Source organism: Candidatus Laterigemmans baculatus (assembly GCF_010367455.1).
GTDB lineage: Bacteria > Planctomycetota > Planctomycetia > Pirellulales > Pirellulaceae > Laterigemmans > Laterigemmans baculatus.
The window spans coordinates 49,356-64,717 of the sequence record NZ_WRPR01000043.1 but is presented as its reverse complement, the minus strand read 5'-3'; the positions used below and the strand labels follow the sequence as shown (position 1 = coordinate 64,717).

The following is a 15,362-nucleotide window of genomic DNA, read 5'->3' as shown; positions in this document are numbered from 1 at the left end:
GGAGCGAAAGGCGACTGTAGGGCTGCGCAACTTTCGCGGAGCGAAAGGCGACTATCAGCTTTCCCCAAAAAAATTCCGCTGCGGTTCAATAATCGTGGCCCGCTGCGCATCTCTGAGGATGTTTCGTCGCATGCATCCTGATTCCGGTGAAGAGCCGCCGCGGATTTCCGCGGAGGAAGTCGAGCGGCTGTACGAGGAATTGGCAGCCGGGCTCGGCGGATTCTTGCAGTCGCTGCTTGGCTCCGAGGCGGATGCGGCGGACTGTTTGCAGAACTGTTTTACGCTGTTGGTCCAGCGAGGCGGCGAATGCGCTCCGGCAGCGCGGCGGGCTTGGCTGTACCAAGTCGCCAGGAACCAAGCGGCGCTCGCCCAGCGGCGGGCGGCGATCCACCGTCGCGCCCTGCAGCGGGCTGAGCTGGAACAGGGCTCACCGGATCGGGGCTCACCGGATCGGGGCCCTTCGGATCGGGGCCGCTCGGAAGCGGGGAGTGCGGAAGCGGGCGTGTTGGGGGCGATGCTGGCGGAAGAGCGGCGGGAGGAAGTTCGCCTCGCGATCCGTTCGCTGCCCGACGCCCAGCGGCAAGTGGTGGAGCTGCGGATCGGCGAGAACCTGACTTTTCAAGAGATCGCCAACCGTTTGGAAATTCCCCTCGGCACGGCCTTGGGGCGGATGCGCGGGGCACTGAAGCGACTCGCCCAGGTGCTTCAGGAGGAGGGTGCTAGAGGAGAATGAGCAGCGTGATTGACTGGCCCTACGACGACGCGATGATCGATCGCTGCTGCCTCTATCTGCTCGGCGAGTTGTCCCCCGCCGAGGCAGCGGAGTTTGAGCAGCAGTTGGCCGCTTCGGACGAGCTGCGATCGTGCCTCGCCGAGCAAGCAGAACTACTCGCGGAACTCGGAATGGCGCTCGCCACCGGTCCTTTCCCGCAGAGCCAGCCCCTTCGGCAGGCCAGCTCTCCGCGGACGGAATCGCCGCCGAACCACGAGCGACGGCCGGCGCCCTGGATTTTGAGGCCTGGAGCCATGGCCGCTGCGCTCGCTCTGGCGGCCAGTCTCCTGATCTGGGTGGGGGTCCAGCGGAGTCCGGAACTCACTGGCAACGAGCCGGCCGAAACGCTCCAGCTCGCACAGGCTTGGGCCGCCGAACGCAGTCAAGCCGGACGCGGCGAGTCCGAGGTGCATGAATCCTGGACCGCGAGCCAATGGCCGAGCGATCCCTGGGAAGATGTCGAATCGCCCGAGCCAGTGACCAGTGGAAGCGAGCCGCTGGCCAGCGGAACCGAACCGGCGGCTGACGAACCGGGGCCGCCGCAGTGGCTGATCATTGCCGTGCAGGCGATGGAAGCCGAAGAGTCCGAGGAGCGAGTTCCGGGGAGCGAGGGGAGCCAGGGGAGCGATGAGTAACGCGAGCAAGTCGGTGTGGTTTGCGGTGTGTCTGCTCGCCGGCCTCCCGGCGACAAACTCCGTCGCCGCCCAGCAAACGAATGAGGCCCAGCAAACGAATCAGGCCCAGCAAACGAAAGAGGCCCAGCAAACGAGTGAGGCCCAGCAAACGAGTGAGGCCCGCGAGGCGGCGGCGCTGGAACTGGTTCGCAGGCATTTACCGCAGCTGAACGCGCTGCTCAAGACGCTCCGCAGCGATGCACCCGAGCAGTACGAGCGGGCGATCAGCGACCTGGCTCGTCAAGCGCGACGGCTGGAGGCGAGCAAACGTCGCGATCCGCGGCTGTTCGAAATCGAGCTCGAGATTCTCAAGCGGCAGACGCGCGTCGATCTGGGAGTCGCGCGGCTGCAGCTGCGCGATGATCCCCAAACGCGGCAGCAGTTGCGGCGCGCCCTCAGCGAGCTGCAGCAGGCGCGGCGAACGCGGCTGGAGTACGAACGCGACCTGCTCGAGCAGCGCATCGAGCGCCTCGAGCAGCAACGCCAAGGGGTCGAAGAGCGGCTCGAAGCTCCCTGGGTCGCTTCTCCCAACTGGGTCGACAAAACCTACCACCAACTGCTCCGCCGAGCCGGCCGCTCCGCTGCGGCCCAAAACGCTGCGGCCCAAAACGCTGCGGCCCAAACCACAGACGGAAACGATTCGGAAACCGCCGGGAGTCCCTCGAGGTGATGCGCATGAAACGGATGCTGATGGCCCTCGTGATCGCGATGCCGGTGAGCATCGCTCGTGCAGAACCGACCAAGCTCGGCGCTCCGCCGGTGGCGGCCGACCCCGCCCCGCCGCTTGCGGAACTGAAGACCCGTTTCGCGGACGGGAAGACCGAAGAGATTCCCGATTTTCAGCGACACGTGGTTCCGTTACTCGGTCGCTTGGGGTGCAACAGTCGCTCGTGTCACGGATCGTTCCAGGGCCGCGGCGGTTTTCAGCTCTCCTTGTTCGGCTACGACTTCAAAGCCGACTACGCGGCGCTGCTCGAAGAGGATTCGGCGAGGGTCGAGGTGGACGACGTCCTAGAGAGCCTGATCCTGGTCAAGCCGACCGATGCCGAGATGCACGAAGGCGGCAAGCGGTACGACCAGGGCGGTTGGGAGTACCACGTCCTGCGGTCGTGGATCGCGGCGGGAGCCCCGGCCACGGCCGACGAGCCACAGAAGCTCGCGCGACTGGAGGTCTTTCCGGCGGAACTTCGCTTTGGCGCTGCCGGAGAGCGCGAGCCGCTGCGTGCCGTGGCTCGCTGGGAGGATGGCACGAGCGAGGATGTGACCGGGCTGTGCCGCTTCACCACCAACGACGAGGCGATCGCGACGATCGATGCCGAGGGGCTCGTCACCGCTGGCGATGCCGGAGACACGCATGTCGTGGTCTCCTATGACAACGCGGTGATCCCGGTCCCGGTTCTCCGCCCGGTCAGCGAATTGGCTGGCGAGCGTTACCCGCAAGTGGCGACTTCGACGGAGGTCGATGCGCTGGTGATTGCCAAGCTCTCGAAGCTGGGGATCCTGCCCTCGGGAATCTGCAGCGACGCCGATTTTCTGCGGCGCGTGAGCCTCGATCTGACCGGCACCCTCCCCTCTCCCGAACAAGTCCAAACGTTCCTCGCCGATGATTCTGCCGACAAGCGGGCCAAGCTGGTCGAGGAGCTGTTCGAGTCGCCCGGCTACGCGGCTTGGTGGGCGACGCGGTTCTCCGACTGGACGGGCAACAGCGAAGCCCAGCTAAACAACGTCTTCCCGGTGCGGGGTGCCGCTTCGCAGCTGTGGTTCGAGTGGTTGGAGCAGCGAATCGCCACGCACGTTCCCTACGATGAAATCGTCGAGGGAATCGTCACCGCCGAGAGCCGAATGCCGGGAGAGAGCTACCGCGAATTCTGCGAAGCGATGAGCGCCGCTTGTCGCGAAGGAGGCGAAGCCGATTTTGCGAAGCGCGATTCGCTGCCCCAGTTCTGGGCCCGCATCAATTTGCGAATGCCCGAGGAGAAGGCGATCGGATTTGCGCACGCGTTCATGGGAATTCGCATCCAGTGCGCTCAGTGCCACAAGCATCCGTTTGACCAGTGGTCCAAGGACGATTTCGACCAGTTCGCCAAGCTGTTCGCTCCGATCGCCGTGCCGCAAGCCCCGCGTGATCGGCAGGCGAGGGAGCAGCGCGAAGAGATGCTCGCCGCCCTCGACACGGGCGACCTGCAGGGAAACCAGCTGCGGCGACGGCTGGGTGAACTGCTGCTCGACGGCGAAGTGGTCCCCTTCCCCGAGCTGACGGTGCGGACCGCCGCGGCGCGGCAGCAGCGCAATCGCCGAGCGAATCCGAACCGCCGGAACCTGGCGGGGGCCGCTCGCGTTCCGACCGGCAAGCTGCTCGGCGTCGATCAGGAAATTTCGCTGGCTGAAGATCCGCGGGAAAGCCTGATGGAGTGGCTTCGCGACGAGCAGAACCCCTACTTCGCCCCCGCTCTGGTCAACCGCGTCTGGGCCAACTACTTCGGCGTCGGGCTGGTCAATCCGAGCGACGACCTGAGTCTCGCCAATCCGCCGAGCAACCGACCGCTGATGGATTACTTGACTCGCGGCTTCATCGAGAGCGGGTTTGATCTGCGGTGGCTGCATCGCACCATCGTGCTCAGCGATACCTATCAGCGGAGCTTCGAGGTCAACGAGACGAACGCGACGGACGAGCGAAACTTCAGCCGTTTTGTCCCGCGTCGGCTGCCGGCCGAAGTGGTCCACGACGCGGTCCTGCTAGCCACGGCGTCGGATGAAGAAGCGGCCGAGTTGCGAAACCAGTTGACGCGGCGAGCCATCGCTAACACCTATCTGATCAATCGCCAGGGGCCCGGTAATTTCGCCCTCGCCGTCTTCGGCCAGTCGATCCGCGAGACGAGTTGCGACTGCGACCGCTCGGATGACTCGAGCCTGCTGCAGTCGGTGTTCCTCCGCAACGATGCCGACGTGCATGCCCGGCTGACCTCGCCGCGAGGTTGGGTCGCCCAGATGGGGAAGGAGTACCAATTGAGCGGTTTCCGCCAGCGTGATCCGCAGGCCCTCCGCGCTCTGCAGCGGCAGCGCCAGAACCTGCAAAAGCAGCTGCGGCAGCAGTACGAAAAGCTGCGGTCGCTCGACCCCGAACAGCGTCAGCAGCAAGCTCCCGAGTTGCGGGCTCAGATCGAACGCCTTCGCGAGCGATTGGCCGAAATCGGAACGCAGGGACGCGAGGGGATGCGGCGGGACGGCGGGCAGCGGGATCCCGAGGGGCCACGGCAAAGCGTTTCGCCGCACGACACCGAACGCCTGACGCCGCTCGTCGAAGCCGCCTACCTGCGGTCCCTCGGCCGCCATCCAGAGCCGCAGGAGATCGAGGCCTCGCTGGCCTTCATCGGTGAATCGGCCTCGGAGCTCGAAGGGCTCGAAGGCGTGCTGTGGTCCCTGGTTAATACCAAAGAGTTCATTCTCAATCACTGAGTCGTCCCCCCCTCACGGCAAGCCAAACTCACGGCAAACAAAGGAAGAGCTATGACTGTCAATCGGACCTGCGATGGGCTGCGGCGTCGTGATCTGCTCCGCGCCGGAGCGCTCGGGGTGGGTGGGTTGAGCCTCAGCGGTTACTTGCGGATGGCGGACGCCGCGCAGGTCAACCAGGCGGCTGCGGCTCAGGCGGCGATTTTCGTCGAGCTGCCGGGTGGGCCGTCGCACATCGACACCTTTGACCTCAAGCCCGAGGCACCGGAGGAGATTCGCGGCACGTTCCAGCCGATCGCGACCAACGTGCCCGGGATCCAGATCTCCGAGCATCTTCCCAAACTGGCGGGATGTGCCGACAAGTTTGCGATCCTCCGCGGGGTCAGCCATACCCTCGCCGCGCATGATCTTGGCCAGGAGTACATCAACACCGGAAGTCGACCGCTCGCATCGCTCGAGTATCCGGGCTACGGCTCAGTGCTTTCGCGCGAGCGTCCCTCGGAGGCCGATATTCCGTCGCACGTGGCGATTCCCCGAGCCAGTCAGGGAGCCGGCTTTCTCGGCATTCGCTACGCCCCGCTGAGCACCAATTCGGCGCCCCGTTTTGGCCAGCCCTACCGTGTCCGCGGGCTTTCGCTGACCGGCGATCTGACGGTCGAACAAGTCAGCCGCCGCCAATCGCTGCTCGAGCAATTGGATGGGCGAATGGCGGGGCTCCGTCGCAACAGCCAGCTGATCGAAGGGCTCGACCAGTTCGGTCAGCAGGCTCACTCGATGATCACTTCGCCGCGAGCCCGCAAGGCCTTCGACATCAGCGAAGAGCCGTCGAGTTTCGCCAGCCAGTTCGGGGAAACGCCGTTCGGGCAAAGCTGCCTGCTGGCGATTCGGTTGGTCGAATCGGGAGTTCGCTTCGTGACCGTCCAGCTCGGTGGCTGGGACACGCACCAGGACAACTTCACGCGGCTGAAAACGCAACTCCTGCCGACGCTCGACGCCGGCTTGGCCGGGCTGTTCACGGGCCTCGAGCAACGCGGCCTGCTGAGCTCGACCGCGGTGATGGTCAGCGGCGAGTTCGGCCGCACGCCGAAGATCAACCAGCGGAGCGCCGAGGGGGGCCGCGACCACTATCCACGCTGCATGTGCATGCTGATGGCCGGCGGCGGAGTGCGCGGAGGCCAAGTGGTCGGCGCGAGCGATGCAACCGCTTCGGGACCAGCCCACGAGGCGATCACGCCGGACGACGTCGCCGCCAGCCTGTACCACAACTTGGGGATCGATCCGGCCACCGAGTACCACACCGAGACCGGGCGACCGATCACGCTGGTCCGCGACGGACGGGTGATCGAAGGCTTGTTTGGTTGAGGGGAGTTGGCCCGTAAGCTTTCAGCATCGCATAGCGGTTGGTGGCGCAGTCGTTTAACGGCAAGCCGCAGGCGACTGCTTTTTAAAACACAGTCGCCTGCGGCTTGCCGTTCAACGATTTATCCGCGGGCGGTGCCAGCGGTGTGTACTTTGCACACATTATCGGGGTGGTCGCCGCTGTCGAGGAAGCTTTCCGGAGCGGGGGTTCTGCTTCCGAGTGATTCTCGACGGCAGGCGGGTTTGATCCACCGATCCCTGCTTCGCTTGCCGCCTCGGACGGGTGTGCGGGACGAGGTTAAGGAGCACTGCGATGTCGACCGCAACGATCTCGACATTCGAAAAGTCGATTCAGAAGACGAATCTGTGGCTCGAGGAGTTGGCCCAGGAGCTGGGAACCGATCCGCAGCAAGCTTGCCAAGGGCTCCGCGGAGCCTTGCACGCGCTCCGCGACCGGTTGACGGTCGAGGAGGCCTGTGACCTCGGCAGCCAACTGCCCCTCCTGGTCCGCGGGCTGTACTACGAAAACTGGAATCCGGCTCACAATCCGACCGCGGAGCGCGATCTACGGTCGTTTCTGCACCGGGTCGAGGGAGAGCTGAACAACGCGACGCCGTTTGCCCCCGAGGAGGCGGCCCGAGCGGTCTTCCGGCTGCTTTCGCGCCACTGCAGCGAAGGCCAAATCCACCACGTGCGGAGCAACCTGCCCCGCGAGATCGCCAGCCTCTGGAACGCCTGAGCCGCCGCCGCGGACCGTCCAAATCCGGGAAAAATCGGTATTGAGGGGGAATTCGCATCCTGCGAATCTGCTCGTTCCGATTCCCGCTCGCATGGAGGCAACCGATGTTCCGACGATCGATGACGACTCTCGCCCTGGGGATGTTGTGTGCCGCAGGGGCGGCTCCCCTGACCGCGGCCGCCGAAGCTGACTACGCTTTGCAGTACAAATTCCGGCAGGGCGAGCAGGTGCGGTACCGCGTCGTGCACATGGCCAAAACCAAGACGCGGATGGGGGATACCGAGGAGACCTCGCAAGTCCGCACGGTCAGCGTCAAAGTCTGGGATATCACCGAAGTCAATGACGAGGGAGACACCCGCTTCAACCACGGCGTCGCCTCGGTCGAGATGAGCCAGCAAGCCGGAGACGCCGAAGAGATTCGCTGGGACAGCACCAGCGATGACATTCCGCCGGTCCAGTTCAGCCAAGTCGCCGAGCGGCTCGGACGAACCCTCGGCTCGGTCCTGATCAACTCGCAAGGCCAGGTCAAGGAACGGAGTGAAGGAAGTGGCGGTTCGAGCAGCCTCGGGATGGGCGACGTGACGATGCCCTTGCCTGCCAACCGTGTGAAGGTGGGCGACAACTGGGCCGTTCCCCGTGAAGTTCGGGCCCGCAACGAAGCGGGAACCCAGAAGATCATCAAGATCCGCGAGCTGTACACGCTCGAAAAAGTCCAAACCGGCGTCGCCACGATCAGCGTACGGAGCGAGCCGCTAACCCCGATCGAGGATCAGGCGGTCAAGTCGCAGTTGGTTCAGCAGCTGAGCAACGGCACGATCCGATTCGACATCGACGCCGGGCGAGTCCTCAGCCGTCAACTCGACTGGGACGAGACGGTCGTCGGTTTCCAGGGGGCGAGCAGCATGATGGAATACCGCGCGCGGCTGACCGAAGAGCTCGAGGCGAGCGAGTCGCAGCGGACCGCCCGCCTAGTGACCCCCGAGGATGCGGATTACTGAACACGGTGCGGATTGGGGTGGGAAACTAGCCCGCTTGCAGCGAGGCGGGCAGCCGTTTGACTCGGCCGTCGGAACCGACGCAGGCGATGGTCGACTGGGCGGTGACGATCAGCTCCTCGCCGCGGGTGATCCGGTAGGAGTGGCGAATCCGCGCCCCGCGGGCCGACTCGACCGCCGTTTCCAGCTCCAGCAGATCATCGAATTCGGCCGGCTGGAAGTACCGCACGTTCATCTCCGAGACGACCAGCATCAGCCCTTCGTCTTCGAACGTTTTGTAGCTTTGGCCGAGCGAGCGGAGGAGTTCGACCCGCCCCCGCTCGAAATAGTTGAGATAATTGGCGTGGTGCACTCGGCGCTGGCCATCGGTTTCGCTGTAGGTGACGCGGATCGTCAAACGGTGCGAGCGGTGCATGGGCGTCGGTTACCGTCGAGAGAGGAATTGAAGAGCGGCGGGGGGTGGTTTGACCCATCGGGCGGAGGCAGCCTACACTTGTCCGCGCTCTCACGCGAAGCCAGTCGCCACAGGGGGCGAAATTTTTTTAGGCCGTAGCATTATTGGAAAGCATTTACGATGAGCGTTGGTGAGGGAGCGGGAACTTCGTTCGACACGATGCGGGGACGCGATTACGCGGGAATCCGCCAGTTCACCGTTTTTCTGGAAAACCGGGTGGGACAACTGCTGGAGTTGATCCGCCGCTTCGAAGGCACGGGGATCCGCATCGTCGCCCTGTCGATCAATGATGCGGCCGAGTGCGCGTTCGTCCGGTTCGTGGTCAGCGATCCCGAGCGGGGACGCGAGATTTTGGAGCGAGCCGGGCTGGCGATCATCGAATCGGACCTGATCGGCGTCCAGCTTCCCGGCGGGCCTCAGCCGCTGCTGCGAGTCTGCACGGCGCTGCTGCAGGCCGAGGTTAACATCATCCAGGCTTACCCGCTGCTGACTCAGCCTGGCGGTATCCCCTCGGTCGCCCTGATGGTCGACAACCTCGAGCTCTCGACCGAGACGCTCAACAGCAAGGGCTTCCACATCATCACCGAAGCCGACTTGTCCGACAGCGATGAACCCGAAGGTTTGGCGTAGGGGCGATTTGACCGTCGTTTAAGAAACGGCTCTGAGTCATCACCCTCCCCCCGGGAGGGTCGGGCTGGGACGGTGAAAAGCCCGGAGGAAAAAGTCGCCAGAAGTAGAAACGGCACGTCAAAACATCACCCTCCCGCTTGCGGGAGGGTCGGGCTGGGATGGTAGAAAGCCCGGAGGAAAAAGTCGCCAGAAGTAGAAACGGCGCGTCAAAACATCACCCTCCCCCCGGGAAGGTCGGGCTCTTAGGCCCGGGGAGGGCAATGGGTTTCGGCACGAACTCTCGATTGAGCCGTTAGAAAACAAGCCAATTCGTTGAGGAAAAAGGGTCGCACGCACTTATCACGCGAACGTCTCCCGGCCCCTCCCCGCTCGTTCCTCGCGACCCTCCCGGGGGGAGGGTGTCGTTCTGTTTTTCGACTGACGCGAGCGGCCCAGTTACTCGCCCTACGACCGCGATTCGATCGGGGTCCACTCCCGCTCGGTCGGGCCGACGTAGATCTGCCGCGGGCGACCGATCCGCTTGCTCGGCGAGTTGTGCATCTCGACCCAGTGGGCCAACCAGCCGGGGAGCCGTCCGATGGCGAACAGCACTGTGAACATCTGAACGGGAATTCCCAGAGCTCGGTAGATCACGCCCGAGTAGAAGTCGACGTTCGGATACAGCTTCCGCTCGACGAAGTACGGATCCCGCAGGGCGACCTCTTCGAGCTTCTGGGCGACTTCGAACAACGGGTCGTCCAGTTGCAGCTTGGCGAGCAGCTTGTCGCAGGCTTTCTTGATGATCAACGCTCGCGGGTCGTAGTTCTTGTAGACCCGGTGGCCAAAGCCCATCAAACGGAAGCCGTTCGTCTTGTCCTTGGCCATGTTGACGTACTTGTCGACATCGCCGCCGTCGTCAGCGATCTGCTGGAGCATGTTGACGCAGGCCTCGTTGGCACCGCCGTGCAGCGGTCCCCAGAGGGCGCTGATCCCGGCCGAGATGCAAGCGAACAGGTTCGCGTCGCTGCTGCCGACCATCCGCACGGTCGAGGTGCTGCAGTTCTGTTCGTGGTCGGCGTGCACGATCAGGAGCAGGTTGAGCGCTTCGGCGAAATCGGGATCGATCTCGTAAGGCCCGGCCGGCGTGGCGAACATCAAGTGCAGGAAGTTCGACGTGTAGTCGAGGTCGTTCCGCGGGTACATGAACGGCTGGCCGATCGACTTTTTGTAGCTGTAGGCGGCGATCGTCGGCAGTTTGGCCAGCAGCCGGTAGATGCTGATCGTGACCTGCTCGGGATCGTTCGGATCGAGCGAGTCTTGGTAGAAGGTCGAGAGGGCGCCGACGACGCTCGAGAGGATCGCCATCGGGTGGGCGTCGCGAGGAAAGCCGTTGTAGAACGACTTCATTTCCTCGTGGATCATCGTGTGTTGGCGGATTCCCTCGCGGAATGTCCGCAGCTCCGAGGCGGTCGGCAATTCGCCGTAGAGCAGCAAGTACGACATCTCGATGAAGTCGCAGTTCTGGGCGATCGTTTCGATCGGGTAACCGCGATAGCGGAGGATGCCTTCCTCGCCGTTGAGGAACGTGATGGCGCTGGTCGTGCTGCCCGTGTTGACGAATCCTTCGTCGAGGGTGATCACCCCCGTCTTGGCACGCAGCTTGGAAATATCCAAGGCGCTTTCGTTTTCCGTGCCTGTGATCACGGGTAATTCGAGCACAGTGTCACCGATGCTGAGTTTTGCGGTATCGGTTTGCTCTGCCGTGCGGCTGGTCGCCGTGCTCATCCGAATATCCCTATGAGGCCAGTCTTTGATTGGGTTCTGATTGGACACGCAGTGTACCGAGGGAGCTATCGGTCGACAATTCGGCAGCTCAACTTGGTTCGGCCGGCCGCCCATTTTGGCGGTGCAGGCGGAGTCGTTCGATTTGCCGGTTCGAGGCCCGCAAGACCTCGATCCGCAGCGGTCCGACCGTCAGCTCCTGGCCGTCGACCGGAATGCTCCCGGCGTGATGCAGGACGAATCCGGCGACCGTTTCGTATTCCTCCGACTCGGGCAGATCCCAGCCGAGCTGTTCGTTCAGCTCGTCGATCATCACGCGGCCCGCCGCTTCGGCCGTATCGTCGTCGAGCACCTTCAGCTCGATCTGCTCCTCGTCGTCCGACTCGTCGACGATTTCTCCGACGATCTCCTCAAGCGCGTCTTCGATCGTGACCACCCCGGCGGTCTGCTGGAATTCGTCGAGCACGATCGCCATGTGGCTGCGGCTGTGGAGGAACTCGCGGAGCAGCGACTCGACCGAACGATCGGTCGAAACGTACCAGGCCTTGCGGAGCAGCGACTCGAGGGGGCACGCGGGAAGCGTTCCAGCGATCACTTCGGGCAGCAAATCCTTGACGTACAGAATGCCCACGATCCGGTCGAGCGTCTCGTCGTAGACCGGCAGCCGCGTCCGGCCGACCTCGACGACAAACCGCATCACCTCGGGCCACGGCATCCCCAGACGGATCGCGTTGACGTCGCTCCGCGGCGTCATGATGTGCCCAACCGTGTCCTCGTGCAGCTCCAGCACCCCCTGGATCATCTCGCGGACGCCTTGCCCAAAGTAGCCCTCGCGGGAGCCAGCCATCAGGTTCTTGCGAATCTCGTCGTGCAGGATGTCCTCTTCGTCCTCCTCCTCGTCTCCCTGTCCGGCGAGCCGGCGGGTAAGGATTTCAAGGATCTCGCCCGGGGCCGACAAGGGAACCGCCACGATCGACAGCGAACGCCAGAACGGCCACGTGTGGTAGAGCAGCTGCGAGGAGGCGAACCGCGTGACCGCCGAGGGAAACCAGAGGTGCGTGAGCATGATCGAGGCGCCGGAGATCACCGCCCACAGGACCAGCGTCGCCAAGGTAAAGTCGGTCCCTCGCCAGACCACCAGCGAGGCGGTTCCAAAGGCAAGAAAAATCACGTTCCCAATCACGCGCAAATACTCGGCGCCCCGGATCGCGTCGTGCTGGTGATCGAGCACCGCTCCGTACCGCTCGCGGCGATGCTTGAGCCGGCAGTAGGCTTCCAGCGAGCGGCCGGCAAAGTTGTCCAACAGCTCGGTTCCGAGTCCCCCGACGGCTCCGGCGACAAAACCGACGGTGGATATGGGCAGCAGGGTCTCGAGCGTCACGGCGACCGCTCCGCTGAGTCGACGCCATCCCGCTCCGCTGAGTCGACATCGTACCGCTCCGCCGAGTCGACGTCGTACCGCTCCGCCGAGTCGACATCGTACCGCTCCGCCGAGTCGACATCGTACCGCTCCGCTCCGGGGAGCCCGAGCGATTGCAGGACGCGCTGTTCGGCGATCCGCATCTGGCGGCGGTCCTCCGCTTCTCGGTCGTCCATCCCGGCGAGATGCAGCGTGCCGTGGATCACGTACAGGGCCAGTTCGGTGGCCGCCGGCCAGTTGGTTCCGGCGGCCTGCCGCAACGCGGTCTCCCAGCTGACGATCAACTCGCCTTCGAGGACCTCCCCTTCGCACGCATACGGAAAGCTGATCACGTCGGTTTCCCAGTCGTGCTGGAGAAACTGGCGGTTGAGCTCGTGGATCTGGGGATCGTCCACGACGGCGATCTCGATCGATCCCTGGCGAAAGCCCCGCTCGAGTGCGGCGGCCGCCGCCGCGGTGCGAAGCAGTTCGAGCGTATCCGCCGGGATCGCCGGTAGCCGCCAAGAGCTACCGGCGCCGCTAGGCTCGGGGTCGCCCGAATCGGAGTCGTCCGAACCGGAGTTGGATTGGGGGGAAGCTGGCTCCGCTTCTCCGTCGAGATGCGAATGAACTTCGATCTGCAGCGAAGGAGCGGCGGCGGGCCGTGGGCTCGGGTGGGGCCGCGGGCTTGAGGCGAGCTCAGGCCGATTGTTGGCCGGGATATTTGACACGTGCGTGATAGATGGCGGTCAGAGATTTAACCAGGCTGTGCTTGATAACGTCCAACTGTAGCAGCGTCAGCCCACATTCGTCGAATTGGCGGTCGGTCAATTTTTTCATCGCGATCGAGTCGACCAAGCTGGCGATTCGCGAAGGGGTCGGGTCGACCAGCGCCCGGGCAGCGCTCTCGACCGTGTCGGCGAGCATTAAGACGGCCGCTTCGAGCGTCTGGGGACGCGGGCCGGGGTAGCGGAAATCCTTGTCCGAAACTTCTTCGCCGTTCGGATTCTGCTCGCTCTTGCGGGCCGCTTGGTGGTAGAAGTACTCGACCAGCGTCGTCCCGTGGTGCTGGAGAATGAAGTCGATGATCGGAGCCGGCAGGTGGTGCGAACGGGCCAAGTCCGCGCCGTCTTTGACGTGCGCGATGATCACCAGCGTGCTCATTGCCGGCTGTAGCGAATCGTGCTGGTTCGGTCCCTGTCCCTGGTTTTCGATGAAGTAGTCGGGTTTGAACATCTTGCCGATGTCGTGGAAGTACGCTCCCACGCGGACCAGCAAGCCGTTGGCTCCGATCCGTTCGGCGGCTGCTTCGGCGATCGAGGCGACGTTGATCGAGTGGTTGTAGGTGCCGGGGGCTCGCTGGGCTAACTGCCGCAGCAGCGGATGGCTGGCGTCGCCCAGCTCGAGCAGGCTGAGGTCGGTCTGGACGCCAAACAATTTCTCGACCAGCGGCAGCAGACCGGTCATTGCCAGCGAGGCGACGACGACGAAGCCGGCGGTCCAGACCGCTTCGGAGACCAGACCGCTCACCGCGGTGCTGAAGGGAAGCGCGTGAAAAAAGCCCTCCGGCGCGACGCCGGTCGGCTGATCCATCATCGTCTGGTCGGTGACGATCCCGATCCCGATCACTGTCGCCGCGGTCACGATCGCCGCTCCGATTCCCACGTACAGCAGCCGTGAACGACTGCGAATCCGGCCCAGGAACAGGATACAGCTGAGCGACGCGGCCGAGAGCGAAACCAAGTCGTTGACGTCCTGGCTGACGAACAGCGTCGTGGCCAGGCAGAGCGCCGAGAGCAGCACCAAAGCCAGCTCACGGCCGTAGGCGATGGCGGCCACGATCGCGGCCATCGTCAACGGCACGACCTCCGACTGCCACTGTTCGCGGGAGGCGAATTGGCACAGCGCGATGGTGATCGTCGCCAGCCCCAGCAGGCGGGCCAGCTGCAGATGGTCGAGGATCATCCGTCGGTCGTCGACGAAGTAGATGTAGCCGCCGACCAGCATGTACAGCGCGGTGATCATCCCGAAGTAGGCCCCGACGCGGAGCATCCGGTCGGTCCACGTCTGCCGCTCGCGGAGCTGATTCCACTCGTAGCGAAGCAGTTCGAGTTTCTCCGCTCGCAGCGGACGCCCGGCCGGAGCGAGACTGGTCACTCCCGCGGTGAAGGGAACCATCACCGGCTCGACGCTCTCGGCCGCCGCGTCGCGGGCTGCCGCACTCAGCTCCGGGTCGTACGTCAACGTCACCGGCAGCCGCTCGGCCAACCACTCGGCGATCATCTCGGCGGCGACCGGGGCTTCCTCGCGTTCGAAACGCTGGATCACTTCGCGTTTGAGCCGATCGACCAATTCGATCGACGCGGTGGCGATCCGGACTTTGTCGATCTCGACGGGGATCGCCAAATCGGGATGCCCTGCATCGTAGACATTGATCACCGCCTGATTGCCGGCGTCGATCGAGTGGCTCAGGCTGAGCAGCAGCCCGTGCTCGATGTGCGGCAGCAGAGCCAGCTTGACCGCTTCGTCGAGCCGCTTCAGCTCCGGATCGTCGGCAAAGGTCGCCTTGAGCGCGGCGAAGCGAGCCAGCGCCGAATCGTCTGGGCCAGCCGTCTCGTCGCCGATGAAGAAGTCTCCCCAGGCGTCCTGCCCTTCACTGCTGAGCTGTTCGAGGCTCGGCGCCGAGAGGACCAGGAACAGCTGGTCCCGAAGCGCTTCCCGCAGCTGGTTCAGCGATTGGCTGCGGTTGCGGTAGTAGACGATCGTTTCGCGCCGTCGCTGGTCCTGCAGGATCCGCGTCTTGGTCTCGTCGGGAACCTGAAAGTTCACGCGGGCGATCATGTCCCGCGGCGGGACGTAGCCGGTGCGATAGGAGAACGGCGGCTCCCAGCACTGGCAGACGACCAGCATGATCACCGCCGCCAAGCCGGCCAGGGCAAAGCGGCCCCAGAGCGCAGCATGTCGGAACTGCTCGCTGAGCTGCTGGAAGCGGCCCGGCGGCAACGGTAAGGCTTGGACCCGTTCGACCCGGGTACGCTTGGAAGGAACAGCACTCATGGGCATTTCGCCGGTGACGGCTGGAGATCGCCGAGCCGAGGCTCCGCGACTCAACCGCGCCGGTGATTA

Annotated in this window: 13 protein-coding genes; 8 read left to right on the top strand and 5 right to left on the bottom strand. The window is 64.3% G+C overall.

All coding sequences use genetic code 11. The features are described 5' to 3' along the window. Positions 1–130: 130 nt before the first annotated feature. The 7 genes from GNK13_RS10050 to GNK13_RS10020 all read left to right on the top strand — a co-directional run bounded on the left by GNK13_RS10050 (position 131) and on the right by GNK13_RS10020 (position 7,995). Positions 131–733, top strand: a complete 603-nt coding sequence (locus GNK13_RS10050; protein ID WP_164102379.1) for an RNA polymerase sigma factor — start codon at positions 131–133, stop codon at positions 731–733. Then, on the top strand, positions 730–1,407 hold the full coding sequence (locus GNK13_RS10045) for a hypothetical protein (RefSeq protein ID WP_164102378.1): 678 nt from the start codon (positions 730–732) through the stop codon (positions 1,405–1,407). Before GNK13_RS10050 ends, GNK13_RS10045 begins: the two co-directional genes overlap by 4 nt. Further along, positions 1,400–2,116 (top strand): hypothetical protein, encoded by a 717-nt coding sequence (locus tag GNK13_RS10040; protein ID WP_164102377.1) that lies wholly within the window; start codon positions 1,400–1,402, stop codon positions 2,114–2,116. The genes GNK13_RS10045 and GNK13_RS10040 overlap by 8 nt, the downstream gene beginning before the upstream one ends. After that, the gene (locus GNK13_RS10035) at positions 2,116–4,902 is read left to right on the top strand and encodes a DUF1549 domain-containing protein (RefSeq protein ID WP_164102405.1); all 2,787 of its coding nucleotides are present in this window, start codon (positions 2,116–2,118) and stop codon (positions 4,900–4,902) included. Before GNK13_RS10040 ends, GNK13_RS10035 begins: the two co-directional genes overlap by 1 nt. A gap of 51 nt (positions 4,903–4,953) precedes the next feature. Then, positions 4,954–6,261: a DUF1501 domain-containing protein gene (locus GNK13_RS10030; protein WP_164102376.1), complete on the top strand. Its 1,308-nt coding sequence runs from the start codon at positions 4,954–4,956 to the stop codon at positions 6,259–6,261. A 310-nt stretch (positions 6,262–6,571) separates the two neighbouring features. Continuing rightward, positions 6,572–6,997: a DUF2267 domain-containing protein gene (locus GNK13_RS10025; RefSeq protein ID WP_164102375.1), complete on the top strand. Its 426-nt coding sequence runs from the start codon at positions 6,572–6,574 to the stop codon at positions 6,995–6,997. A gap of 104 nt (positions 6,998–7,101) precedes the next feature. Continuing rightward, a complete protein-coding gene (locus GNK13_RS10020; protein WP_164102374.1) occupies positions 7,102–7,995 on the top strand; it encodes a hypothetical protein in 894 nt (297 codons plus the stop codon). A 25-nt stretch (positions 7,996–8,020) separates the two neighbouring features. Here GNK13_RS10020 and GNK13_RS10015 read toward each other — a convergent pair whose 3' ends face one another. After that, positions 8,021–8,407 (bottom strand): acyl-CoA thioesterase, encoded by a 387-nt coding sequence (locus GNK13_RS10015; RefSeq protein WP_164102373.1) that lies wholly within the window; start codon positions 8,405–8,407, stop codon positions 8,021–8,023. 159 nt (positions 8,408–8,566) lie between these two features. On the opposite strand from GNK13_RS10015, the gene GNK13_RS10010 reads away from it, so the two are divergent. Continuing rightward, positions 8,567–9,076 carry an acetolactate synthase gene (locus GNK13_RS10010; RefSeq protein WP_164102372.1) on the top strand — a complete coding sequence of 170 codons (510 nt, stop codon included), beginning with the start codon at positions 8,567–8,569 and terminating at the stop codon, positions 9,074–9,076. Positions 9,077–9,520: 444 nt separating this feature from the next. Here the strand turns inward: GNK13_RS10010 and GNK13_RS10005 are convergent, their stop codons facing one another. The 4 genes from GNK13_RS10005 to GNK13_RS09990 all read right to left on the bottom strand — a co-directional run bounded on the left by GNK13_RS10005 (position 9,521) and on the right by GNK13_RS09990 (position 15,293). Further along, a complete protein-coding gene (locus GNK13_RS10005) occupies positions 9,521–10,840 on the bottom strand; it encodes a citrate synthase (protein ID WP_164102371.1) in 1,320 nt (439 codons plus the stop codon). Between the two features lie 88 nt (positions 10,841–10,928). After that, on the bottom strand, positions 10,929–12,218 hold the full coding sequence (locus GNK13_RS10000) for a hemolysin family protein (RefSeq protein ID WP_164102370.1): 1,290 nt from the start codon (positions 12,216–12,218) through the stop codon (positions 10,929–10,931). Beyond that, positions 12,215–12,967 (bottom strand): rRNA maturation RNase YbeY, encoded by a 753-nt coding sequence (gene ybeY, locus GNK13_RS09995; protein ID WP_164102369.1) that lies wholly within the window; start codon positions 12,965–12,967, stop codon positions 12,215–12,217. The genes GNK13_RS10000 and ybeY overlap by 4 nt, the downstream gene beginning before the upstream one ends. Continuing rightward, positions 12,936–15,293: an HD family phosphohydrolase gene (locus GNK13_RS09990; RefSeq protein WP_164102368.1), complete on the bottom strand. Its 2,358-nt coding sequence runs from the start codon at positions 15,291–15,293 to the stop codon at positions 12,936–12,938. Before GNK13_RS09990 ends, ybeY begins: the two co-directional genes overlap by 32 nt. Between the last annotated feature and the right edge of the window lie 69 nt (positions 15,294–15,362).